At 32.0% G+C, this 25,270-nt stretch carries 19 protein-coding genes; 16 read left to right on the top strand and 3 right to left on the bottom strand.

The window, feature by feature from the left end; all coding sequences use genetic code 11:
- Positions 1 to 240 precede the first annotated feature (240 nt).
- The 6 genes from AC061E_RS06300 (at position 241) to AC061E_RS06275 (ending at position 7,273) form a co-directional block, all read left to right on the top strand.
- Positions 241 to 627 (top strand): energy transducer TonB, encoded by a 387-nt coding sequence (locus AC061E_RS06300; RefSeq protein WP_478285489.1) that lies wholly within the window; start codon positions 241 to 243, stop codon positions 625 to 627.
- A gap of 174 nt (positions 628 to 801) precedes the next feature.
- Entirely contained in the window at positions 802 to 2,124 is a 1,323-nt protein-coding gene (locus AC061E_RS06295) for a WG repeat-containing protein (RefSeq protein WP_478285488.1), read from the top strand.
- A 433-nt stretch (positions 2,125 to 2,557) separates the two neighbouring features.
- Positions 2,558 to 3,622: a DUF262 domain-containing protein gene (locus AC061E_RS06290; RefSeq protein ID WP_478285487.1), complete on the top strand. Its 1,065-nt coding sequence runs from the start codon at positions 2,558 to 2,560 to the stop codon at positions 3,620 to 3,622.
- Positions 3,622 to 4,248 carry a hypothetical protein gene (locus AC061E_RS06285; RefSeq protein ID WP_478285486.1) on the top strand — a complete coding sequence of 209 codons (627 nt, stop codon included), beginning with the start codon at positions 3,622 to 3,624 and terminating at the stop codon, positions 4,246 to 4,248. The genes AC061E_RS06290 and AC061E_RS06285 overlap by 1 nt, the downstream gene beginning before the upstream one ends.
- 157 nt (positions 4,249 to 4,405) lie before the next feature.
- The gene (locus AC061E_RS06280; RefSeq protein ID WP_478285485.1) at positions 4,406 to 4,876 is read left to right on the top strand and encodes a hypothetical protein; all 471 of its coding nucleotides are present in this window, start codon (positions 4,406 to 4,408) and stop codon (positions 4,874 to 4,876) included.
- A gap of 378 nt (positions 4,877 to 5,254) precedes the next feature.
- On the top strand, positions 5,255 to 7,273 hold the full coding sequence (locus AC061E_RS06275; protein WP_478285484.1) for a M13 family metallopeptidase: 2,019 nt from the start codon (positions 5,255 to 5,257) through the stop codon (positions 7,271 to 7,273).
- A 149-nt stretch (positions 7,274 to 7,422) separates the two neighbouring features.
- Here AC061E_RS06275 and AC061E_RS06270 read toward each other — a convergent pair whose 3' ends face one another.
- The 3 genes from AC061E_RS06270 to AC061E_RS06260 all read right to left on the bottom strand — a co-directional run bounded on the left by AC061E_RS06270 (position 7,423) and on the right by AC061E_RS06260 (position 9,268).
- Entirely contained in the window at positions 7,423 to 7,593 is a 171-nt protein-coding gene (locus AC061E_RS06270) for a hypothetical protein (protein WP_478285483.1), read from the bottom strand.
- Positions 7,594 to 7,801: 208 nt separating this feature from the next.
- Entirely contained in the window at positions 7,802 to 8,347 is a 546-nt protein-coding gene (locus AC061E_RS06265) for a helix-hairpin-helix domain-containing protein (protein ID WP_478285482.1), read from the bottom strand.
- Positions 8,348 to 8,365: 18 nt separating this feature from the next.
- A complete protein-coding gene (locus AC061E_RS06260; protein ID WP_478285481.1) occupies positions 8,366 to 9,268 on the bottom strand; it encodes an OmpA family protein in 903 nt (300 codons plus the stop codon).
- A 1,131-nt stretch (positions 9,269 to 10,399) separates the two neighbouring features.
- Here AC061E_RS06260 and AC061E_RS06255 point away from each other — a divergent pair.
- From AC061E_RS06255 to AC061E_RS06210, 10 genes are all read left to right on the top strand, one after another.
- Positions 10,400 to 11,995: a type I restriction-modification system subunit M gene (locus AC061E_RS06255; protein ID WP_478285480.1), complete on the top strand. Its 1,596-nt coding sequence runs from the start codon at positions 10,400 to 10,402 to the stop codon at positions 11,993 to 11,995.
- Between the two features lie 144 nt (positions 11,996 to 12,139).
- Positions 12,140 to 13,372, top strand: coding sequence for a restriction endonuclease subunit S (locus AC061E_RS06250; protein WP_478285479.1), 1,233 nt, complete (start codon positions 12,140 to 12,142; stop codon positions 13,370 to 13,372).
- A gap of 579 nt (positions 13,373 to 13,951) precedes the next feature.
- Entirely contained in the window at positions 13,952 to 14,635 is a 684-nt protein-coding gene (locus AC061E_RS06245) for a transposase (protein ID WP_478285478.1), read from the top strand.
- A 4-nt stretch (positions 14,636 to 14,639) separates the two neighbouring features.
- Entirely contained in the window at positions 14,640 to 17,519 is a 2,880-nt protein-coding gene (locus tag AC061E_RS06240; protein WP_478285477.1) for a type I restriction endonuclease subunit R, read from the top strand.
- A gap of 92 nt (positions 17,520 to 17,611) precedes the next feature.
- Positions 17,612 to 18,871 carry a phospholipase D-like domain-containing protein gene (locus AC061E_RS06235; RefSeq protein ID WP_478285476.1) on the top strand — a complete coding sequence of 420 codons (1,260 nt, stop codon included), beginning with the start codon at positions 17,612 to 17,614 and terminating at the stop codon, positions 18,869 to 18,871.
- Between the two features lie 18 nt (positions 18,872 to 18,889).
- Positions 18,890 to 19,186 (top strand): hypothetical protein, encoded by a 297-nt coding sequence (locus AC061E_RS06230; protein WP_478285475.1) that lies wholly within the window; start codon positions 18,890 to 18,892, stop codon positions 19,184 to 19,186.
- Between the two features lie 57 nt (positions 19,187 to 19,243).
- Positions 19,244 to 21,484, top strand: a complete 2,241-nt coding sequence (locus AC061E_RS06225; protein ID WP_478285474.1) for an McrB family protein — start codon at positions 19,244 to 19,246, stop codon at positions 21,482 to 21,484.
- The gene (locus AC061E_RS06220; protein WP_478285473.1) at positions 21,485 to 22,846 is read left to right on the top strand and encodes an McrC family protein; all 1,362 of its coding nucleotides are present in this window, start codon (positions 21,485 to 21,487) and stop codon (positions 22,844 to 22,846) included.
- 388 nt (positions 22,847 to 23,234) lie between these two features.
- Positions 23,235 to 23,993 carry a LytR/AlgR family response regulator transcription factor gene (locus AC061E_RS06215; protein WP_478285472.1) on the top strand — a complete coding sequence of 253 codons (759 nt, stop codon included), beginning with the start codon at positions 23,235 to 23,237 and terminating at the stop codon, positions 23,991 to 23,993.
- A gap of 118 nt (positions 23,994 to 24,111) precedes the next feature.
- Positions 24,112 to 24,990, top strand: a complete 879-nt coding sequence (locus AC061E_RS06210) for a viperin family antiviral radical SAM protein (protein WP_478285471.1) — start codon at positions 24,112 to 24,114, stop codon at positions 24,988 to 24,990.
- Positions 24,991 to 25,270: the final 280 nt, after the last annotated feature.

The following is a 25,270-nucleotide window of genomic DNA, read 5'->3' as shown; positions in this document are numbered from 1 at the left end:
TTACGAAAATGAAAGAGCTTGTGGAGATTTTTGTAAAAGGAACAAGGGTACAAACCATGTAAGATTATATACTTAAAAATATTTTTATTTGTACTGTTTTAATTATAGATTAGCAAAAGCAAAATGATAACGTTTGTCAGACAAGCCAACCCGGTTTTGGTGTGATGTAATTGATTTTGTTAGACGGATATACAATTTGAGCGTCATTATAAAAGACGACTTTAAAACCAAATTAACTATATGAAAAAAATTATTTTAATTGTCTTGTTAGCCTTTGCAGCAAATAGTTACTGTCAAGAATTAATGGACAATGAAACTGTTTACAAATTTACTGAAGTTGATGAGAAACCTGACTTCGAAGGAGGAATGGAAAAGTTTTATAAATTTGTTGGAAAGAATTTTGTCGCGCCAGAAAAATCGGGATTGAAAGGAAAAACAATAATTGAATTTATAATAGAAAAAGATGGTTCATTAACTAATATGAAAATAACACAAGATATTGGTTATGGAACTGCCGAAGAAGTTTTACGTGTCTTTAAATTATGCCCAAATTGGAAACCCGCTAAAAAGAATAATCAATTAGTTCGAACTTTATTTGTTTTCCCAATAACAATTAACGTAGAATAAGGCCGTAAAACCAGCGTTTGGCAATATGGCGGGTTTAGGCTTAATTTTAAGTTGTTTTTGTAGATGCAAAACCTTGCCTATAATCGAAAAATGAGTCTTTATCAATACCCAACCTCGCCAAGCGCCTGAACTTTAGCATGAATAGTAACCAAAATTCCTTATAAAACTGAATATATGAAAAATAAAATTTCACTATTATTTTTTTTGATTTGTATTACAATAAATGCTCAGAACAAAGACATGTCAGATGTTTTTCAAAGAGAATTTTTGAAAATAAATTCATATCCAGTAGAGAGTGTTGCAGAATATTATTCTGATCTTATAAATTTCTTAATGACAAAAGACACTAAAGAAAAAAATAGAAAATTTGGCTACATTTCAAAAAACGGGAAAGTTTTTAAAACTGCGGAATTTGATTATGCATCTGATTTTAAAGGAGATTATGCAAATGTTGTTAAAGACTCTATTCCAGGGTTACTGTTTAAAAATGGAAAAACAAAATATTTTCCAGATTATTCAATTACTTATTGGAATGAAGACGATTTGGGTTTAGTGATACAAAATGAAAAATATGGGTTCATAAATAGAAAGGGAAAAATTATTGTTCCTTTGATTTATGACGATGCATTCCCATTTTATAATGGGTTTGCGTCAGTAAAAAAAGGTAAAAAATGGTTTTACATAGATAAAAATGGTAATGAACTGCAATTTTTAGAAAAATTTGAAACTTCGTATAAACCGATATTAAGTAATCTTGTTTTGGTAAGTGATGATAAGAAAAACAAGCTTAAAAAAGGACAATTAAAATCAATTGCAACTGGATTAACAGAATTTTTGACAAATGTAAAAGCCAGTGATTATCCTGAAAATTTATATGACATACAAAATAACAAACTTCTAGTTTTTTCTGATTATGATGAAATTTCAGGTTATTTTGAAAATGGTTTGATGAAGGTTGTTAAAAATGGAAAAATAGGATATGTAAATAAAGATAATAAAATTATCATTCCTTTAATCTACGATCAAGTTAAGAATATTTCAGAAAATAAAATAATTGCAGAAAAAGATGGTTTTTGGGGAGCAATTGATCTAAATAATCTAACAATCATTCCTTTTGAATATAAACATTTGAATCCTTTTCATGAAGATTTAGCATTTTTTAGTAAAGATACAAATAGTAAGAAAATTGGTTATATTAATTCCTCAAATCAAATAGTTATTCAACCTGATTTAGAATTTTGCTGGCATGGCGATTTTAGTAACGGAATTGCAGTTGCAAAAAAAGATGGAAAATTCGGATACATTGACAAAAAAGGAATTTTTTTTATTTCAAATATTTATAAAGAAGCATTCCCTTTCAGAAATAATATTGCGCTGGTAAAACTAGGAAATAACGAAAAATTTACTTTTATCAATGAAAAAGGTGAAAGCATCATTAATAAAGAATATAAACAACTATATCCTATTAAAAATGGATTTGCAAGATTTGTTGAATAAAATTCGATCACTCGGATTTACATTTTTTGTACACAATGTATGCGCACAAAGTAAGAAGATTAGAAAATTATATTAATGAATAATAATTTAGAGTTTCTAATTGGAATGGGTACGGTTAATAATCCGCTTCAGCAGTGTTATTATGAAAATGAAAAAGCTTGTGGAGATTTTCATAAAAGGAACAAGGGTACAAACCATGTAAGATTGTAAACTTAAAAATATTTTTATTTGTAATAATTTAATTATAGATTAGCAAAAACAAAATTATAACGTTTGTCAGAGAAGCCAACCCGGTTTTGGTGTGATATGTCTGATATTGTTAGGTCTATTTACAAGTTGGGCGAGATTATAAAAAAGCGCAGAAAAAAAGGACATCAGAATATATTTAACTAATTTTGATAAATATTAAATGTTACAATATATTTTTTAAAAAATGAAAAATTTCGATACACGTACTTATAATGTTTCCGACTTCATAGAATGGCACAATAATGGTCTTTTAGAATTATCACCTGATTTTCAAAGAAGGTCTGTTTGGACAGAAAAAGCAAAGTCATATCTAATTGATACTCTAATTAGAAGTAAGCCAATTCCTAAAATTTTAATAACTCAAAATTTACAAGGTGCCAAAAATGTACGTGTAGTTGTTGATGGTCAACAACGATTACGCACAATTCTTGGATTTTATAATGGTGATTTCAAAATAAGTAGAGTCCATAACAAAGAATATAGTGGCAAGACTTATGAAAACCTTCCTCCTGAAGTACAAAATGAATTTTTAAAATATGAATTAGGTGTTGATGTATTATTTGATTTACCTTATGAAGATATTCTTGATATTTTTGCGAGAATAAATTCCTATACAGTTAAACTACAACCTCAAGAAATTTTAAATGCAAGATATGTTGGTTATTTTAAACAAAACATATTCGAATATGGGTTAAAATATGTGAATTACTATATTGAAGGAAGTGTTTTAACCAAAGCTAATGTTACAAGGATGGCAGAAGCTGAATTAACAGCAGATTTATTCATTGCTCTTATTGATACTGTAAAAACCAATAAAGGTGTTGAAAGTTATTATAAAAAATACGAGGAAGAAGAAGATGATTTACCAGAAGCCTCAGAAAAATTTGATGTAATTATGTCTTATATAGGGGGTATTTATCCACCTGCTGAATTAGCAAATACAAATTGGAAAAGACCTCAATTATTTTTTACATTATTTACAAGTTTAGGCCATTGCCTTTATGGCTTAAAAGGATTAAATAATGACTTCAAAGCGAAAATTAACGAGAAAACAATAGGCAAACTTCGTGTGATACTTGATGAAATTTCTTTAAAATTTGACACATATACAGAAGACAAAGAAATAGACATTCCATCTGACTACAAAGAATTTATAGACTATACAAGAAGAGGAACTACAGATACGACTGCAAGAATTTCAAGATCAAATTTTGTTTGTAAAAAAATCTTTAATTCACTTAATTCTTAATGAGTAAGAAAAGAATTAAAATATCAGCAACTTACAATGATTTTAGTAAAGAACTTCAAGTACTAAAAAACTTTGATAAGATTAATCAAGAAAATTTTCAAAATAATAAACTATCAAAAAAACAGCTTCATTTATTAACTGAATCTGTTTTTTTTAGTGCTTTTAGAGAGTATGAAAATTTTTTAAGAGATATTTTTTTGCTTTATACTCAAGAGAAAAAAAATGCAAATAATGATAAAATAGAATCATATTTAAAACCTAAAGATTTTTTTCATGCTGAAAAATTAATACAATCTTCAATGAAAATTATCGATTGGAATAGTCCAGATACTATTATAGAACGTTCTGAATTATATTTAAAAGATGGCTTTCCTATAAAAACTCCTTACACAATTAATAGAACTAAATTTTCAACTTATAGAACATTAAGAAACCACATTGCACATAATTCAACAAAATCATTGGAAGATTACAAAAAGGTTTTACGTGCATATTTTGGCACAAATCCTCTAACAATTCCGAGTGTTGGTGAATATTTATTGAAAACATCTAAAATTGAAAGAAGAAATTATAACCTTTTAGACTTTTTTAAATTATTGGAAGATATGTCTAATAGTTTAAAATAACCATCGCCCAACACACGCTACAACCAATTTAGGCAATAGGCTTAATTTAAAGTTGGTTCTGTATTTGGAAATTTGTGTTTAGCCGAAAAATCTAGTATCTTTAATCCCGAACCCCGCAAAGTGACAGAATGTCAGCCTGTAAAAAAACTCCCTAAAAATGAAATGGTTTAGAAGAACAATAATATTTATTTTTATTATAAGTATATTATTATTAGCGTTTTACAGGTCTAAAGAAATTAATTTAGAAGGAAACTGGAATACTAAAGAGATTATCTTAGAAGGGAAAAAAAATTACCCAGACACTCTAACCAAATATTTTAGTGTTGCTCCACAAGTCATTATCAATTCATGGTCAAAGACAATTACAATTCCGATTGATAGAAATAATAATATCACTGCTAAATTGCAGTACATAGGTAAAGTGAACGGTCATTATAAAATTAGATTGTTCTCAAAAGAAAAATCATTAAACAGAAGTTTTGATGTATTTGTTGATACATTGGATTCTAAACCAGAATCTTATACCGTAGATGTAAAATTAAAATCGAAAAGGACATTAATATATTTCCAAAAGCATGTAATAATACCGCCTTGGAAACCTGAATTCCCTAAAAAAGGAAGACCATAATCAAAATCACAGCCGTTTCTCGCAATTGCGAATTTTGTGGTAAGTTCACGTTTGCGTTTTGCAAGAATATTTATCTTTAATGGTAAATAAACGGTCACGAAGTTCGCCACCTCGAGAAAAGTTGGAACGGTATAAAGCGACTAATTAAGTTAATCACCGCATTTTTTCGATGTATAACAATTGTTTACACTGCAAAATGTTCAGAATAATACAATCTTTAAATCCTTAGTTGAGAATATATTTTCAAATAAAGTAAATCACTCATTAAATTTCATAAAAAATACAATTGCTACTTTTCATGTAACAAATTACAAAAAAAAGCAACTAACAATTAAGAAAGTAAGAAAATATATTAAACCAACTAATAAACCTTCAACAATGAATAATCTAAAAATTTCTTTGGTTGCTGCAGTCGTTCTTATGGCTTCGTGCAATAAAAAAGAAGAATTAATTTCAGGTGTTACCAAAAAAAATATGGACACTCTTGTGAATCCTGGTGACAACTTTGATGCCTATGTAAACGGAACATGGGTAAAAAACAATAAAATTCCAGCTGATAAAACGTCTTACGGTGCTTTTGATATCTTGTATGATCAATCTCAAAAGGATGTAAAAGCGATTATCGAAGAAGCATCAAAGGGTACTTTTGCCGAAGGTTCAGACGAACAGAAAATTGGCGATTACTACAGCTCTTTCATGAACAGAAAAGACCGTGATGCCAAAGGAATTGCGCCAATTCAACCAGAATTGAAAAATATTGATGCTATTGCAAATTATACGGACTTGGCAGCTTATTTTGGAAAATCAAACAGAACAGGCGTTTCAATGCCTTTCTCTGTTGTGGTTACCGAAGATTTTAAAAACCCAAAACAGTACACGTTAATGACTTGGCAAGGCGGATTAGGTCTTCCTGAAAGAGAATACTATTTGCAAGCTGATGCAAAAATGGTTGAAACACGTGCGAAATATGTAGCACATATAGAAAAAATGTTGCAGTTGGTTGGGCTTCCAAATGCAGCTGAAAGTGCTTCTAAAATCATGGCTTTGGAAACCGCATTAGCAACCAGCCACATGAAAAAAGAGGAAACCAGAAACACTGCAAAACTCTACAACAAGTACAATGTAGCCGATTTAAAAAAATTAATGGCCGATTTCGATTGGAATGCAATGCTTAAAAATGCAGGTATTGATAAAGAAAAAACAATCGTAATATCTCAGGTGGAATATACCAAAAGCTTAAATACTATTATCAAAAACACGCCAATTGATACTTGGAAAACGTACCTTAAATGGAGTTTGATTAACAATACTTCCAATTATTTAACAACAGCTTTAGACAAACAAAATTTTGACTTTTACGGAAAAACACTTTACGGTACAGAAGCTCAGGAAGAAGATTGGAAAAGAGGTGTAAGCAGTGTTAATGGTGGTTTGGGAGAAATAGTAGGTAAAGTATATGTGAAAAAGCATTTCTCGCCAGAAGCAAAAGAACGCATGACCGGAATGGTTAAAAATCTTTTGAAAGCCTATGCCGAAAGTATCAAGAAGCTAGATTGGATGAGTGAAAACACCAAGAAAGAAGCGCTTGCCAAAGTAGATAAATTTATGATTAAAATAGGTTATCCAGACCAATGGAGAGATTATTCAGCATTAAAAGTAGCTAAAAACGATTTGTATGGAAATGCAGAAAGAGCTAGAGCATTTGAATACAATAGAATGTTAAACAAGTTAGGAAAACCTGTTGATAGAACAGAGTGGGGAATGACGCCTCAAACAGTAAACGCTTATTACAATCCTACCTTAAACGAAATTGTATTTCCTGCGGCTATTTTGCAACCGCCTTTCTTTAATTTAAAAGCAGAAGATGCGGTAAATTATGGCGGAATTGGAGCGGTAATTGGTCATGAAATTGGTCATGGTTTTGACGATCAAGGAAGTACTTTTGATGGTGAAGGTGTTATGAGAAACTGGTGGACACCACAAGATTTAACAGCTTTTAAAGCCAAAACAAAATCATTAGTAGATCAATACAGTGCTTTCAAAGTATTTCCAGATTTAAATCTTAACGGAGAGTTTACCCTTGGAGAAAACATTGGAGATTTGGGAGGATTAAGTATTGCAATTAAAGCTTACAAACTAAGCCTTAACGGAAAAGAAGCACCAGTTATGGATGGTTTCACAGGGATTCAGAGAGTGTTTTTAGGTTGGGGACAAGTGTGGTTAGACAAAAGCCGTGAAAAAGCAATACGCAATCAAATTGCTTCTGATCCACATTCGCCAGCTAAATTCAGAATTAATGCCGTAGTACGCAACGTTCCAGAATTTTATGAAGCATTTAAAATTAAACCAATAGATTCACTTTATTTAGCAACTGATAAACGTGTTAAAATTTGGTAGACTATTTGATATCAAACGAAAGCCCAGCAGTAATGTTGGGCTTTTTTTATTTAAAAAACATTTTGGAAAGTTCTATTTCAATTCAATTACAGTAGGATTTAAACTTTTAATTTATGTTGATTTTTAATCGGAATAGAAAGGTTCCCTCATTATGATCCAGCAGAGTTTTTTAATTTTAAATACAATGGGGAACCATAGGTATTTCCTCCTATGTACGTTCGAATGGTAATTGTGCTAATTTCACCATCATCGTTACAGTCTTTGGTTTTAGTATACATTCCTGTAGTAGCTGAGTTAGAATTATCGGCTACAAATTTCAAGAATTAAAATTCTAAATCCGAAAAATTTAATGTACAATTTAGCGTGTAGAACGTTACTTTTTTCCTTTTTCCATAAAGTAAATCAATTAATGAAATCGTTGTCAAAAAATGGAGTGTTAAAATGTACAAATAAAATAACTCAAAATAAACAAAAAAGCTACAACAAATACGAGTATCGTTGTAGCTTTTAAAAATAAAATAATGTTTTTTATTCTTTTCCTCCGTCTAATTTATCTTGCCAATCTTTTAATTCTTGCCATTTTCCTCGGTATGCTAATGCAGCTTGTCTTGCCCAAGTTCCGGGAGTGTGAACAGAAAATCTTTCGCCACCTGAATCCAAAACAGCTTGGAGTTTTTCAACAGAGGATTCAGACATAGCTTGCCAAGTTTTGATGCCTGCTGCGTGAAATAATTCCTCGATTTTTGGACCAATACCTTCTACAATTTTTAAATCATTTTCTTTGATTTTTTTCCCAAAAACCGAAGCCGCTAATTCGGAATCGAATAAAAATTTAGGAGCATCGGGTATACTTGCAAAAGATTGAGAAGTTGCTTTTTTAGCATTTGCCAATTCAGCTTCTAAGTCGGCAATAGTTTTAGAATATTGATTTGATTTTTGCAAACAAGCATCCAAATCATTTTTCAAAGAACTTGAATCGGAATTGTTTTTGGACAACAACTTTCCTAACAAATAGCCTAATAAGGCACAAACTAACCCTACTATTAAGGGTATTAAGATACATGGTATATTCATAATTAAATGTGTTTTTGATTATTTTATAGTAACAACTGTTCTTCTGTTTTTTGATTTTCCTTCTTCGCTTGTGTTGTCCGCAATAGGATTGTCTGGACCTTGCGAACTGGTTTCAATTTGTTTTGAATCAATTCCTTTTTTTATTAAAAATGCTTTAGCAAATTCAGCACGTGATTGTCCTAAAACAATGTTTGCTTCTCTTGCACCAACACTGTCGGAATGCCCTACAATACTCACTTTTGCGTTAGGAACATTTTTTAAATAAGTTGCTATTTCAGCAATTTTAGTTTGCTCTTCGGTACTCAAGTTCTCTCGAGATTCATTCGTGTTGAAATACAATATGAGTGGATTTGCATTTATTTTTGCTTTTAACACCTCCCATTGATTAGTGCTTGCGGGGTCGTTTTCAATGATGTTAAACGATGCAGGACCAATAAGCGTGTCTGAAATCATTTCCCATTTATCTTTAATTTCTCCTTCTAAAACAAAAGAATTGGCATCAAAACCAGTTGAAATTAAATACTTTTTTAGATCATTAGCTCGAGCTAAGGCTAAATTCGGATAAGTAGTGGTGTTTTTTTCGTCGGAAGTGGCATAACCTGTAATCTTAATTTTTTTATTAGGATTAGATTGCAATACTGCTTGTAGATTTTTAAATCCAATTGCTACAGAATCAGAAAAGGGCACAAGAGCCGCTGTTTCGTTTTTGACAAATTTAATATTGTCATTACAGTGGTAGTCGAAATCGCTCCCTTTAATAGTAAAAGGAACTAGACCAGTTCTCTGATTATTGACAACAATTGTTGAGTCGTCTAATTTCGGAGGCTTCATACAGCAATTGCAACAATAGTTTTGGTACAAAAACATACCTAAAATAAGGGTAAGTGCAATTCCTAAAAGATAAAGAATTTTTTTTGACATAATTTTTGGGATTAAGATTCTTATCAAATTTAGTTAAAATTCATAAGCAACTAACAGTCAGTTATTTATTTTTTTAAATACTTATTTTGAAAAAAAGACAAAAAAACCGCAAAAGCTTAGCATTTGCGGTTGAGGATGAATTAATAGTAGGCGGATTCAAGTTATAAATGAAACTTTTTCCTGATTTGTAATTTATTTATACATACTTGCATTGGTGTTTTATAACCAAATCTTTTTCTGGGTTTATCGTTTAGTTGATGCTCTACATCTAGAACCCTTTCTTTTGTAATATATTTAGTAGTAGCTGCAATAATTTCAACGGCGATTTAAATTCCTCTAGCTTATACCATAAATTCTTCTACTTTAACCGTGTTCACATTGCAAATATTGTAATAAATTATACATTGAAAAGTGGTGTTAAATTGCTTAAACACCTTTTAAAATATATTTTTTTTGATTTTTAAAATTTGTAGCGAGACCGAGATTTGAACTCGGGACCTCAGCGTTATGAATTGCGCAGACCGTAAAATTTCAATGTATTTACTGGGCTCGCGAGCCATAAAACCATATGTTTTTTAAAAATTGTGTTCAATTTTATATTCAGGATCAAAACAAAAATTAGTAATAATTTCAACCTGTTTTCCTGTTAACAAAGACCATCAGATTTGACGTTTGAATGCACTTATTTATAAAAATAACACCCCAAATTATTTTAAGGGTTCAATAATTTAGATACTATTTGGCTTGTAGTTTTCCATAGAGCACCTAGTGATTTTTGCAATTATAAATCTGTTGTACTTCAAATATAGAATTCCTAATTTGAAAAAACAGATAAAAAAATTATCTGTTTTGGGATTAATTCTTCTTTTGATTAATCAAAAAACTGAATTTCATCGTGTTATGATTTCTTTAAAGTTTTTTGAGAGAAAAAGTGGTGACTTAATATCACTAAAAGTGGGTATGGTAAACTAACTTTAAACATCGTTTATTTACAGAAATACAATCAAAATAAATCAAACGGTATGGAATTATTGCAATTTGAAAATCGCTTTACTAGTTTCCGCTTTTGCCTTAAGGATTTATTCAATACTTTAGCGCAAATTGCAAATCATTCAAAACAATAACCGCTTCATGGCAGCCGAACAAAAACAAAAATTAGAACAACAACTCTGGAACATCGCAAACACCCTTCGTGGCAAAATGGATGCCGATGATTTTAGAGATTACATATTAGGATTCATTTTCTACAAGTACCTGAGTACAAAAATGGATTTGTACGCCAACACTATCCTACAGCCAGACGGTTTGACCTTTCAACAAGTAGTAGGACATCCTGACGAAGCACTCTTGATGCAAGAAATCAAACAATTGGCTATTGACAAATTAGGCTTTTTCTTAGAGCCAGCCGATTTGTTTTCAGAACTAGCACGCAGAGGCAACGCAGGCGGAAAAAACAATTTCATCTTGGGCGATCTAGCCAAAGTACTCACGCACATTGAGCAAAGTACCATGGGATCTGAAAGTGAAGAAGATTTTGGAAACCTATTCTCAGATTTGGATTTAACGTCTCACAAACTCGGTAAATCAGAAGCCGATAAAAACGAATTGATCGTTAAAGTCTTGATTCACCTTGACGAAATTGATTTTGATTTAGAAAATACCGATAGTGATGTTCTGGGCGATGCCTACGAATATTTAATAGGACAGTTTGCCAGTGGAGCAGGAAAGAAAGCGGGCGAATTCTACACACCACAACAAGTCAGTAGCATCTTGGCGCAACTAGTAACCGTTGGTAAGGACAAACTCAAAAGCGTATACGACCCAACTTGTGGATCGGGTTCCTTGCTGTTGCGCGTAGCCAAAGAAGTAAAAGACGTCAGCGCTTTTTACGGTCAGGAAATGAATCCTACCACTTACAACTTGTGCCGCATGAACATGATCATGCACGATGTACACTACAAACGTTTTGACATTAAAAACGAAGATACCCTAGAACGCCCACAACATTACGATTTGCGTTTTGAAGCCATCGTGGCCAATCCGCCATTCTCGGCCAACTGGTCTGCGAGTCCGTTGCACATGACCGATGATCGTTTCTCGGCCTATGGCAAACTTGCGCCAAGCTCAAAAGCTGATTTTGCTTTTGTACAACACATGGTACATCAGCTGGACGATAACGGAACCATGGCCATCGTTTTGCCACACGGCGTATTGTTTCGTGGTGGTGCCGAAGGACACATTCGTCAGTATTTGATTCAGGAGAAAAACTACCTCGATGCCGTAATAGGTTTACCCGCCAATATTTTTTACGGAACCAGCATCCCAACCTGTATTTTGGTCTTGAAGAAACAACGCAACAATCCAGATAGCATTTTGTTTATAGATGCCAGCCAACATTTTGAGAAAGTAAAAACCCAAAACGTACTGCGCAAAGAAGACATTGATAAAATAATCAAAACCTATAAAAATCGCACCGAGGAAGAAAAATATTCCCAAATTGCCCCTATTTCCCGCGATCGTACAGACGCGATTAATCGCGTCTCTACCATCGCCGAAAATGATTATAATTTAAACATCCCGCGCTACGTAGACACCTTTGAAGAGGAAGATGCCATAGACCTACAAGCCATAACCCAAGAATTACGAGCCTTAGCCCATGAAAGCAAAACCACCGATGCTACCATTGCCGGTTTTTGTAGGGAACTAGGAATTGAAACCCCATTTTAATCATGAATAACACTTTATACACACACGATTATTGGGGCGTTCCCCGCCAGAAAAAGGCGGGTCGGGCTATCCACTCTATCTTTTGTTCCGCTGCGCTCCACAAAAGGATGCCGTTCCTATCCCTAACGCAAAAAACTACCCGTCATGAATAGCCTAAAAGTACCACAATTGCGATTTCCTGGGTTTGATGGGGAATGGAAAAATTGTTTACTCAATGACGTAATAAAATACACGAAAGGATTTGCGTTCAAATCAGATGATTATCAAGAAAATGGCGTCAGAATTGTTCGAGTTTCTGATTTATCAATTGACTCTATTAAAACTGAAAATGAGAAAGTTTACATAGATGAACATAAATCTAAATTGTATGAAAAATATAAATTAAAATCTGGTAATATTATAATAACTACTGTTGGTTCAAAACCTGAAATGATTGAATCAGCCGTAGGTAGAGGAATTTATATTAAAGATAATGATGAAGGATTGTTAAATCAAAATATGCTCAAATTTGAAAATATTAAAAATATTGATAATGCTTATGTAATAGGTCTTATTAATAGTAAAAAATATCAGCATTACATGAAAAGTATTGCTAGAGGAAATGCTAATCAAGCTAATATTACTGTTGTTGATCTTTTACAATTTCCAATTTCAATCCCTACCCTTCCCGAACAACAAAAAATAGCTTCTTTTTTAAGTGCGGTCGATGAAAAAACACAGCAATTGTCCCGCAAAAAGGATTTATTAGAACAATACAAAAAGGGCGTCATGCAACAATTGTTCTCGGGCAAATTGCGGTTTAAAGATGAAAATGGAAAGGAATATCCGGATTGGGAAAAAGTAAATGGAAATATTCTTTTTGAAAGTATTTCTAATAAAAATCATAATTCAGATTTACCAATATTAGCCATAACACAAGAGCATGGTGCAATTCCAAGAGATCTAATCGATTATACAGTTTCTGTGACAGATAAAAGTATTGATAGTTATAAAGTAGTTGAAATTGGAGATTTTGTAATAAGCCTAAGGTCGTTTCAAGGAGGAATTGAATATTCAAATTATAAGGGAATTTGTAGTCCTGCTTATATTATCTTAAGACCAATATCTGAAAATGTAAACAAATTGTTTTACAAAACATATTTAAAAACAAGTTCTTACATTAAAGAATTGCAAAAAAACCTTGAAGGTATTAGAGATGGAAAAATGATTAGTTACAAATATTTTTCAGATATTAAATTACCCTTTCCATCCTTACCCGAACAACAAAAAATCGCCAATTTTTTATCGGGGATCGATGGTAAAATAGAACAGGTAAATGGGGAATTGGTAAAAACGCAAGAATTTAAAAAAGGATTGTTGCAGCAAATGTTTGTGTAGAGACGCGATTCATCGCGTCTATTTGTGCGTTATAAAATTGTCAGCGATGGTAGAGAAGCGATTTATCGCGTCTATAATTGATAAAATCGAATGATAGGGAATGAAAGAGACGCGATAAATCGCGTCTGTACGTGCGGATAGCATCGCGTCTATAATTGATAAAATCGAATGATAGGGAATGAAAGAGACGCGATAAATCGCGTCTGTACGTGCGGATAGCATCGCGTCTATAATTGATAAAATCGAATGATAGGGAATGAAAGAGACGCGATAAATCGCGTCTGTACGTGCGGATAGCATCGCGTCTATATTTGTGAAATCGAATTGTAGGGAATGAAAGAGACGCGATAAATCGCGTCTGTACGTGCGGATAGCATCGCGTCTATATTTGTGAAATCGAATTGTAGGGAATGAAAGAGACGCGATAAATCGCGTCTGTACAGCGGTAGCATGGCGTCTATAATTGCGAAATCGAATTGTGGGGAATGAAAGAGACGCGATAAATCGCGTCTGTACTGGATAGCATATAGCAAAATGAATCATTTTATAAAAAATGATGATATTCAATAATAATGAAATATGAAAAAATTTCAAAATAAATATCGAATTCCATCCTCCCGATTGCAAGATTGGGATTATGGCGAAAATGGAGCGTATTTCATCACAATATGCATTGATAAAATGGAATGTTTATTTGGGGATGTTGTTTCCAAATTGGATGTTTCCAATGCGGACGTAGAGACGCGATTAATCCCGTCTCTACGGGATACGATTGATGAAAAATGCGAAATGCAATTGAATGAATTGGGAAAAATTGCCCATGATATTTGGGATGAAATTCCGAATAAATTTCCTTTTGTAGAATTGGGTAATTTTGTGATTATGCCCAATCATATGCATGGGATATTAATTATCAATAAATTCGTAGAGACGCGATTAATCGCATCTAAAAATGAAAATGTGGAAAATGCCAATGTAAATGCACACGTTGAGACGCGATTAATCGCGTCTTTACATGATGATGTTGATAAAAAAGGCGGTTTTTCTGGAAATAATAATCCAATGTTTCATGAAAATATATCCCGAATCATTCGTTGGTATAAAGGCAGGTGTAGTTTTGAAATGCGTAAAATTCATGCCGATTTTAATTGGCAATCCCGATTTTACGATCATGTTATCCGTGATTCAAGAGCATTCGATACCATTCAAAATTATATAGAAGAGAATCCTTCAAAATGGAACAAAGATAAATTTCATAATTAAAAATATGAGCCACCAATCCGAAGCTACACTAGAAAACAACTTAATCAAGCAATTGATTGGTTTGAAGTATGCGTCTGTCAAAATTCAGGATGGAGACGCTTTAGTTTCTAACCTTAAAAGTCAGTTAGAAGTTTTTAACGAAACCACTTTTACAGTCAAAGAGTTTGATGCCGTTTTGAATCATTTGGCCAAAGGCAATGTTTTTGAAAAAGCCAAAACACTACGGGATCGCTTTCAATTAACAAAAGAAGATGGGACTTCGTTCTATGTTCGGTTTTTTAATGCAGAGGATAACAGCAAGAATTTATATCAAGTTACCAATCAAATATCATTAGAAGGCAGTTACAAAAACCGTTTTGATGTCACGCTTTTGGTCAACGGTTTGCCTTTGGTACAAATAGAATTGAAACGTTCCGGCATCGAAATTAAAGAAGCCTTCAATCAAATCAATCGCTACCAAATGCACTCGTTTTGGAGCAATCACGGTTTGTTTCAATACGTGCAATTGTTTGTGATTAGCAATGGCGTTAATACCAAATATTTGGCCAACAATAAATTGCAATCGGTCAAACAAACCTTCTTTTGGGCTGATGCCAATAATAAAAACATCACGGAGTTACCCGAGTTTACAGCGGCTTTCCTAAACCCAAATCAATTGGGTAAAATGATAGCACATTACATCGTTATCAACGAAACCCACAAGGTAATGATGGTATTGCGTCCGTATCAATTTTTTGCTACCGAGGCGATTATTCACCAAGTCAAAAACTCGAATGACAACGCTTACATTTGGCACACGACAGGATCGGGTAAAACCTTAACTTCCTTTAAGGCTAGCCAAATTTTGATGGAATTGCCCGAAGTCTATAAAGTCGTTTTTGTAGTAGATAGAAAAGATTTGGATTACCAAACCATGAATGAGTTCAACGCGTTCAAAAAAGATAGTGTTGATGTTACTGATAATACCCAATCGTTAGTAAGGCAATTGACTGACAATACAAAGTTGGTTTTGACCACCATTCAAAAATTAAACAATGCCATTTCGGAACGGTTTTCGGGCAAAATAGAAGCCTTAAGACATAAGAAAATCGTTTTTATTTTTGATGAATGTCATCGTTCGCAATTTGGAGAAACACACGATCGTATTACTAAATTCTTTGAGAAAAGTCAGTTAATCGGTTTTACAGGAACACCCATTTTTGCCGAAAACGCTTCTAAGAATGATTTAGGAAAACGAACCACAAAAGATTTGTTTGGTAATTGCTTGCACAAATACGTCATAACCGATGCGATTCGAGATCAAAATGTTTTGCGTTTTGGGATTGAATATGTGGGGAAATATAAAAATAAGAGCAATGCTTTTATTGACATAGAAGTAGAGGACATTGACAAGCAAGAAGTTCTGGATTCCGAAAAGAGAATCAATAAAATTGTAGATTACATCATTGCGTATCACGATCAAAAAACGTTCAATAAAGACTATTCGGCACTGTTAGCAGTAAGTAGTATTGATAATGTGATTCAGTATTACGACCTTTTTCAACAAAAGAAAGAAGCTGGCGCACACGATTTGCGCATTGCTACTATTTTTACCTATGGCACCAATGAAGATTCAGAAGAAGCGCAAGATTATTTACCAAGTGATGAGGTTGACTTTGATGTTTTAGCGGAAAAGCCAACGACCTATCAATCCAAACACACGCGTGACAAGCTTGAAAAATACATTGGAGATTACAACAAAATGTACAATACTAGTTTTTCGACCAAGGACAGCCAACAGTTTGAGAATTACTTCAAAAATATTAGCCAACGATTAAAAGATCGCGAAAAAGAAAACTTCAATCACGAGAAAGACCGTTTGGATATTGTGATTGTCGTGAATATGATGCTTACCGGTTTTGATGCTAAAAAAGTAAATACGCTGTATGTAGATAAAAACTTGAGGCAACACGGCTTGATTCAGGCGTATTCCAGAACGAACAGGATATTGGGAGAACAGAAGTCACAAGGAAATATTTTGGCTTTTAGAAACCTTAAAAAAGCTACTGATGATGCCATCACTTTGTTTTCTAATAAAGAGGCTATTGAAGTAGTGACCATGCCCGATTATGAGGCCATTGCTGAAAAGTTTGATGAAGCTTTAAAGATTTTACGAGAAATTACACCTACGTATCAAAGTGTAAATGATTTAAAAAACGAAGAAGAAGATGCACAATTTGTGCAAGCGTTCAGAAAGTTGATGCGAGCCATGAATGTATTGCAATCCTACACTGATTTTGACTGGGAGGATTTAGGTATTGATGAGCAAGAATACGAGGACTACAAAGCCAAGTATCTTGACATCTACCAAAAGGTGAAGCAAGATACTGAAAAGAAAAAGACATCAATTTTAGATGACATTGATTTTGAATTAGAATTAATCCATACCGACCAAATCAACGTAGCGTACATCTTGAAATTGTTAGCTCAATTGAAAGGGGAGAAAACACCAACCGCTGCTGCAGCGCAAAAGAAAGCCATTATTGATTTATTGGGAGGAGACATTCAGTTGCGAAGCAAAAGAGATTTAATCCAAAAATTCATAGATGAAAATATGCCCAACATCAAAGACGGAGATTCTATTGAAGATGAGTTTGAAAAATACTGGCAAGATCAAAAAGTCTTGGCATTAGTGAAATTATGCGAGGAAGAACACTTGGACAAAGCACAATTCAAATCCTTAATCGATACCTACATCTACAGCGGTCGAGAACCTATAAAAGATGAAGTTTTTCAATGCTTAGACAACAGACCTAGCATCCTGCAAGCCAGAACAATTGGTGATCGAATTATAGCAAAAATGAAAGAGTTTGTAGAGGTTTTTGTGAAGGGGATGATGGCTTAGGGTACAGAAGTAAAAACCAAGAAAAATAAATGAATCATGAGTAAAAAATAATTTTTATTTATTGATTTTGATAATTTTAAATAACATTATGTATGATTTTTATACCTCCAATGGAGATCGCGACTAGGATTATGACCTTAATAGATAATGCACAAACCGAATTGATTTTAGTGTCACCTTATATTAATATTGATAATTGGTCAAAATTTAAAAAATGTCTACAAAGGGCGATAGATAGAGGTGTGAACATCACGATTTATGCAAGAGAAAATGCGACTCAAAATTTAGAAACAATTAAATCTTTTAATCTTAATGTGTGTTTAGTTAAAGATTTGCATGCCAAGATTTATTTAAATGATAAATATGCTATTGCATCTTCGCAAAATTTAATTCAATATTCAGATGACAATTCAATTGATTTTGGATACAGCACCGAGACGGAAGAAGAGAGGCAACAACTACTCGGCTTTATAAGTCAATATCTATCAAAAAATAAACCTGTAAGGACAACCCAAGCTACTAATAATAATGCTGTTACTAAAATGATTAAGGAAGTAGAGCACTTGGTTTTAAAAGATTTTGAAATCAGGAAAATCTATGAAGTTTTCAGCTCTGGGTATGAAAATGTAAAAATCAATGAAGAAGAAACATATGTTTATTGCTCAAAATTATTCCCATGTGGAGATCTAATGTTTAGAGAAGGTTTTGAAATTAGATTTAATTTTCGAGAGAAAGGATGCGATGAAATGATTAAGGTTCTCGAGAATTTGGATATAAAAAACAATCATTATCAATACGAGAAAAAATTAACAATTAATAAAATACATCATTCATCATATATTTTTATACCTCAAAATGTAACTGATATTCAAAAATTGATAAATGATTATGTTTTTATGTGTAATAGGATTTTGGATAACATTAATAAAGAAACTGAAATTGAAAGGCCTTCAGAAATAAATTTAAAATTTAGTCGAGATGATATTAATAAAATTTATAACAGACTTAGTAATGAATTTCCAAGCTCAAATTATAAAGTCAACTCCAGCTATTTGTTTTGTAGAGATTTATTGCCTTTTGCAGATATTTTGATTAATAATGAATTTCAAATTAAAATTGAAATGGACAGGATAGATTTTAAAGCTATTAAAAATATTTTAATGAAAATTGATTTCAATTATAATTATAAATATGAAAAGTATATGCATCAGGAATATGAATCAAGGTTGTATTTTCATTTGAAACCTTTAAAATTTGATGATATTCAATTGCTAATTTCAGATTACATAGCTATTACTAAAGAAATTTTAAATAAAACTGAAAAAGCAATTTTCAAGGAAGAAATGATGTAAATTGAATTGTCAGTAGTTATGAAAAGTAAAAACAGTTTTCCAGATATTACATTAACGATTCAAAGAGGAGGTTCTATTGCTTTTGAAAAAACAGGTATTTATCCTGAGTTTTTGCTGTTTCATTCAGCAAAACTTAAGAGATCCTGGCGTTTCAAACAGATAAAAGATACTCAAAAAGGTGTTTTGAAAGTAAAGGGCCAAATCGCTTTTCAGTATTTCTTTGATGGTTTTGGCTGTAAGATGAAAACAGTGAACAATGGAATTATTTCTTTTGAATGGGAGATTGAAGAGATTATCATGGATTTGGGGGATTGAATTTTTGAAGATATATAAAAAATACAAGTTGAATTTTAATTTTATAAATAACACAAAATGAATATATTTTTCGGAAAAATATCCCAAAAGTTTGATACAGTTCAATTAATTGAAGGCTACTATTCAGCACAAAGATCATCTTCTTGGTTTGGCGAATTACAAATAGGTGATTATGTCTACATGATTGGCGGAGACAAAATTCAGTTTTGGCAAGCTAGAGAATGGGGTGAAAAGAATGGTAAAGATTGTATGTATTTTGATATTCTTAGTGATAATTTAGGAATTAATGTTTCTCAGTTAATAGCTCTGAAGTTTTTAAAAATCACTAAAGGGCTAGCTGTAATGACATCTAGGTCGGCACGGAATAAGGCTTTTTTCAAATTGGAAATGTTAAAAGATATTTCTGTTTCTGATTTATCTAGTTCAAAATTCTATAAAAATGTAGAATTATTTAGAGCGATAAAGATTATTAAAAGAGAAAATGTAATTGATAATTCGGAGGATATTCAATTGATCTATGAAAACAATATACTTCAACTTGTAGATAATGAATTCATCGCTAATTCAATAAAAAAAGAATTTGTTGATAATCTTGACAAAAAAGGTAAAGGAGCAAGAATGAAGGATAATGTGTTAGAGTTTTTCTCTAATGCAGTTGCAGTTTTACCATCAACAATTACTAATGAACAACTTGGATTAAGAAGTTTTTATGATACATTTTTTTGTGAGTATAAAGTAAATGACAAATATTATATTGTTGGAGCTTTTTGGGGAGATTCTGAACCAAAGGATCAAACAGAACGTTTTCTCAAAGAAAGTATTTGGAAAAATGGGTTTGAGACTGAGTTAGTAGATATTGTAAATAAAGTACCGGAGGGTTGTCATATAGCAATTAAATCAGCGTACGTTAGAGAGCGAAAAATATCTGTAATGAAGATCAAAGCTAGAGGGACTGTTCTAAAGAATTTAAATGATGGTCACACTCTAGAAATAGAATGGGAAGAAGATTTTGAACCATTTGAAGTAGAGATAGGTTCTTACATTAAAGATACCATAAAAGAAGTTTCAAATAAAGCACACATACAATCGATATGGTTTGATAATAATCAAAAGCCACCTTTGGGAACTATTGAAACAAAAAATGGTCCATCAGATGTTTTAAATTTCCCTAAAAATCAAATTCTATATGGCCCACCAGGAACAGGGAAAACCTATAACACTGTTCTGGAAGCAGCAAAAATTGTTACAAATAATGAAACAATTTCCTATGCAGATGCTTTAATTGAGTTTAACAACAATCTTGGTACCCAAATCGAATTTATCACCTTTCATCAAAATTACAGTTACGAAGATTTTATTCAAGGAATACGTCCTGATACTGAAAACGGAAAAGAACTCAGTTTTGAAAAGAAAGATGGGGTTTTTAAGAGAATAGCTGATCGAGCGTATAAAAATTTGGAAGCTTCAAAAAATCCTGCCGCTGCCAAAAAATCATTTGATGTTGTTTTTCAAGAATTGATCCAACCTTTAAGTGATGGTGATATCGAAGAAATAGAAATTAAAATGAAAAAATCATCTTTCTTTATTACAGATGTAGGTGAAAAATCAATTGAATTCAGAAAAAGTATTGGAAATTCAGAACATACGTTAAGCATCAATACATTGCGCAAGATGTATGATAATGGTGTTAATGATATTATTTTAGGAGGCTTGCAACCGTACTACAATCCTATTCTAGCTTTGCTTTTAGAAAAAGGAAAGATTCAGTTAACGGCTATTGAGCGTAAGAACTACGTTATTATCATTGACGAAATAAACCGTGCCAACATTTCCAGAGTCTTTGGAGAATTAATCACTTTAATCGAAGAAGATAAACGCTCAGAAGGTAAAATAGCCATGCGAGTAACGTTACCTTCAGGAGATCCTTTTATTGTTCCTTCCAATTTATATATTATTGGGACGATGAACACAGCTGATAAATCAATTGCATTATTGGATATTGCATTGAGAAGGCGATTTGAGTTTGTTCCAAAATATCCAGATCCACTAGTTGAGGGTGTTCATGATAGTGTAATTTTATCATTATTGAATAAAGCAATTCAAGCAAGAAAAGGATATGATTTTACAATTGGACATGCTTATTTCATGGGAGATGATTACACATTAGAAAAGTCAGTCAATAAGAAAGTTATTCCCTTACTGTTAGAGTATTTTATGAATAATGAGGAGGAAGTAATTAAAATTTTTAAAGAGGCAAATATTAATATTGGCGGTTGGCCATTAAAAATGATTGTGTAAATGATTAATCTCTTTGAATATCAAAATAAAGCAGACTTCCCTGAGGAGCATTTCGAAAATCTTGAAGTATTCTTGGATGATATTTGGAACAAACGAGAAAAATCAAGCTATTTCAATGAAGATGAAAACCGAGAAGAGGTGCAACACTTTTTGCAGTTCCTTCACAAAACAAATCAATTAAAATCTAACAAATATGTTGGTGTCATACATTTTGAAGATCAAACCGTAAACTTATTACCTAAGATTTTCCACAACGCCGCAAAAGAAGCTTCATTACATGATGTAAAAGCAATCAATGCCCATGTCTTATGGTGGTTGAGCTATTGTAGAAAGCTAAAATTTCCCAATTATCAGACTGGTCTCGGTAATGAACAGTCTGATTTTTTTGAAATATTAATTTATCTTTTTAGCAAATACACCAAAGAACTTTTGAGTTCCTCTATTTACCAAAAATATGTTGAGGTCGAAAACGAACTTTCATTTGTTAAAGGTAGAATCGACTTTGACAGTTATATTACAAACAATCTTTCTAGGGGAAGAAACCACAAAGTAAGTTGCGTTTATGATTCTTTTGAAATGGACAATAATTTCAATCAATGTATTAAACAAGTTATAAACCTGCTGCTATCAGCTACAAAAGACAATCAAAACAAACGTAATTTATACGATATATTATTCCTTTTAGATGAAGTCAGTGATGCAGTTATATCAGCCGATGAATGCAAGAAAATAGTGTTCAATCCAATGTTTTCAAGTTTTGAAACCGTTAGGGACTATTGTGTATTGTTTTTGGAAAATAGTGTTTCTTTCAACTATAAAAACTCTTTAAAACTCTTTGCTTTTTTGCTTCCAATGGAATATGTTTTTGAAGATTTTCTTTTTGGATTTATTGATAGAGAAATTGAGGGAGTGAATCCAAAAGGACAAGTGAAAGGAACTTTTTTAGATGAATCCAAATCATTTGGACTTAAACCTGATTTAATACTCGATTTAGGCGATAAAAAAATAATTGCTGATACTAAATATAAGATTGTTTATTCTGATGCTGGCGATGCTAAAAAAGGTATCTCTCAATCAGATTTATATCAGATGTTGGCTTATGCTGTTCGATTCGAAATAACTGAGATCAAATTATTCTACCCAAAAACGGTTCGCTCTGATGAGGATACCAATCATAATTCGATTGAAATCAAAGATGCGCTTGCTACTGATACTGTTGTAAATATAGAAACCTATAAATTGAGCATTATTGATAAAAAAATTAGCTCAGAATCATTAAAAGATAATAAACAGTTGTTTGATAATTTTGAGGAACTCAGATCAAAATTAAAGAGAGAGCTAGAAGTGGTTTTGTTTAAATAATTGTATTTCCTAATTAGAAAAAATAAAAATGAGATACTTGATGACAAATCATTCGTTGTGATAAGTTAGAGTCACAATCATAATATATCGAGGCTAGAAGAGTTTGAAAATGGATAATAAATATTTTTTGGTGGATTTGAGAAATTTGTTTTTGAAAAATAGTAATTCAGTACAACTAATAATTCAATTGCTAAAATGACATAAAAATAACAAGTATTGATTGAATAATTATTGACTTTTGTAGCGATAAACGAATATTTTATTTTTAGTAAAAACAAGAAATAATTTACATGTTTTTGCTTTGTTTATGTAAAAAATCAAAAATATGAAATCTTTTCGCATATCCATTAAAGTCCAAGTAGAATTAGAAATGATAAAGAATTAGAAAATGGTAAAAATTAAAGCCGCCTTACTCGACGATAATAAAGAACAATTACAACTAAACCAGCAAATGCTGGAAAGTATTGGTAGGGTAGAGGTGGTGTCTTCTTGTGTTTCTGCAAAAACATTTCTAGAGGATATAAAAACTTCACAACCAGAAATATTATTTTTAGACATAAACTTGGGAGATTCCTACATGACAGGGATTGAAGTAGCCTTTCAATTGAAATTACCAGTGATGTTTGTGAGCAGTAATACTTCGCAATACATTAAAGAGATAGAAAGATTGAAAAGAGATTACGATATCTGTGTGGATCATATCACAAAACCATTCACAGACCAAGAATTTATAAAAACTACGCAACGCTTTTTGAAGGAGATAGAACTTTTTAAAAAAGAAGAATTCATCCATTTGGATTTTGGAGCAACTAAGCGCAATAAAATAGCCATTAATAGTATCGTTTACCTGTCCACAGATAAAAATAACGGCTCTGAGTCCAACAACAAACTAATTCACTTTAATAATCGTAAACCCGAAAATCTAATCGATTTTTCATTTTCTAAAATGGAAGAAAAAGGATTGCTAAATGCAAATTTTATTACTATTCACAAATCGTTTCGTGTAAACTCAAAACACATTAAGGCCTATCACAAAAGTACCGAATCGATAGAAGTAGAAGTTTTTACAAGTCAAGGAAAATTAGAAACAAAGCAACTTCAAGTTTCTGAAAATTACCAACCATTGATTAAGAAATTAAAAAAATAAACTGCTTTTGTTACTCTTTTTGTACTCGTTGTTACTGACAATAAGTTGATATTATCCTACATTATTTTAGGGTAAACTTTCTATAGAGATTTGCTGAATCAAAATCTAAAAAATCACTATGATACCAGCAGTCAATTTTCATTTATGGGAACCATGTAACATGCGTTGCCACTTTTGTTTCGCAACTTTTCAAGATGTGAAAAAATCTATTTTACCAAAAGGTCATTTACCTCGTGAACAAGCTATAGAATTAGTCAAACAGTTGGCTCATTTTGGCTTTGAAAAAATAACTTTTGCAGGAGGAGAACCAACTTTATGTTCATGGTTGCCCGAATTAATTCAAACAGCTAAAAATGTGGGCTTAACTACCATGATTGTTACTAATGGGAGTAATTTAACGGACACTTTTCTAAATGATAATCAAAGTTATTTAGATTGGATTACATTGAGCGTGGACAGTTTATCTGAATATACGAACATAGAAACTGGCAGAGCTATTATAGGTAAACGACCAATAAAAAAATCAATGTATTTTGAGCTTGTTAGCAAAATTAAAAGCTATGGTTATGGACTGAAAATAAACACTGTTGTGAGTTCAAAAAATGTTAATGAAAACATGATAGAATTTATTCAACATGCAAAACCAAAACGATGGAAAATATTTCAAGTATTACCAATTTTAGGTCAAAATGACAATAAAGTTAGTAACATGGAAATATCAATTGATAATTTTCATCAATTTATAGGTAGACATCAATTCACAATTAAAGATGTAGTTATTGTTCCTGAAAACAATGAACAAATGAAAGGAAGTTATGCAATGGTTGACCCTGCCGGTAGATTTTTTGATAATAGTACAGGAACACACGTTTACAGCAAACCAATATTAATTTTTGGTTGCAAAGCATCGATTTCAGAGATGAAATATGACTTTAATAAATTTGAAGAACGAGGCGGATTATATGATTGGAAGAAACCAATTATCAAATCAGCTTAATATTGTAATGCGGTAACCGAAAAGCAAATAGAATAGGTTAAAAAAAACAATAATTTAAACGAAATGAGTAATTCAAAACCTATCCCAAAAATAAATCCACAATGGTCAAGTAAAACTATCTGTCATAAATAGAGGAAAGAATCCTCCTAAGCTCAAAAATTAACATCATACAATTAGTCTAAAAGGAGTGGTATTTCATTATAAATACCGCTCTTTTTTCAACTATGAAAAGAATTATTTCCATAGTTTTAGAAAAATCAATTAAGTTTATTAAAATCCG

Source organism: Flavobacterium sp. GNP011, assembly GCF_056428925.1.
This window is presented reverse-complemented; position numbering and strand designations above follow the sequence as displayed.

What these genes read in the sequence shown, in the direction of transcription:
- AC061E_RS06300 (WP_478285489.1), top strand. Translation starts at nt 241, where the DNA reads ATGAAAAAAATTATTTTAATTGTCTTGTTAGCCTTTGCAGCAAATAGT.
- AC061E_RS06295 (WP_478285488.1), top strand. Translation starts at nt 802, where the DNA reads ATGAAAAATAAAATTTCACTATTATTTTTTTTGATTTGTATTACAATA.
- AC061E_RS06290 (WP_478285487.1), top strand. Translation starts at nt 2,558, where the DNA reads ATGAAAAATTTCGATACACGTACTTATAATGTTTCCGACTTCATAGAA.
- AC061E_RS06285 (WP_478285486.1), top strand. Translation starts at nt 3,622, where the DNA reads ATGAGTAAGAAAAGAATTAAAATATCAGCAACTTACAATGATTTTAGT.
- AC061E_RS06280 (WP_478285485.1), top strand. Translation starts at nt 4,406, where the DNA reads ATGAAATGGTTTAGAAGAACAATAATATTTATTTTTATTATAAGTATA.
- AC061E_RS06275 (WP_478285484.1), top strand. Translation starts at nt 5,255, where the DNA reads ATGAATAATCTAAAAATTTCTTTGGTTGCTGCAGTCGTTCTTATGGCT.
- AC061E_RS06265 (WP_478285482.1), bottom strand. Translation starts at nt 8,347, where the DNA reads ATGAATATACCATGTATCTTAATACCCTTAATAGTAGGGTTAGTTTGT.
- AC061E_RS06260 (WP_478285481.1), bottom strand. Translation starts at nt 9,268, where the DNA reads ATGTCAAAAAAAATTCTTTATCTTTTAGGAATTGCACTTACCCTTATT.
- AC061E_RS06255 (WP_478285480.1), top strand. Translation starts at nt 10,400, where the DNA reads ATGGCAGCCGAACAAAAACAAAAATTAGAACAACAACTCTGGAACATC.
- AC061E_RS06250 (WP_478285479.1), top strand. Translation starts at nt 12,140, where the DNA reads ATGAATAGCCTAAAAGTACCACAATTGCGATTTCCTGGGTTTGATGGG.
- AC061E_RS06245 (WP_478285478.1), top strand. Translation starts at nt 13,952, where the DNA reads ATGAAAAAATTTCAAAATAAATATCGAATTCCATCCTCCCGATTGCAA.
- AC061E_RS06240 (WP_478285477.1), top strand. Translation starts at nt 14,640, where the DNA reads ATGAGCCACCAATCCGAAGCTACACTAGAAAACAACTTAATCAAGCAA.
- AC061E_RS06235 (WP_478285476.1), top strand. Translation starts at nt 17,612, where the DNA reads ATGATTTTTATACCTCCAATGGAGATCGCGACTAGGATTATGACCTTA.
- AC061E_RS06230 (WP_478285475.1), top strand. Translation starts at nt 18,890, where the DNA reads ATGAAAAGTAAAAACAGTTTTCCAGATATTACATTAACGATTCAAAGA.
- AC061E_RS06225 (WP_478285474.1), top strand. Translation starts at nt 19,244, where the DNA reads ATGAATATATTTTTCGGAAAAATATCCCAAAAGTTTGATACAGTTCAA.
- AC061E_RS06220 (WP_478285473.1), top strand. Translation starts at nt 21,485, where the DNA reads ATGATTAATCTCTTTGAATATCAAAATAAAGCAGACTTCCCTGAGGAG.
- AC061E_RS06215 (WP_478285472.1), top strand. Translation starts at nt 23,235, where the DNA reads ATGGTAAAAATTAAAGCCGCCTTACTCGACGATAATAAAGAACAATTA.
- AC061E_RS06210 (WP_478285471.1), top strand. Translation starts at nt 24,112, where the DNA reads ATGATACCAGCAGTCAATTTTCATTTATGGGAACCATGTAACATGCGT.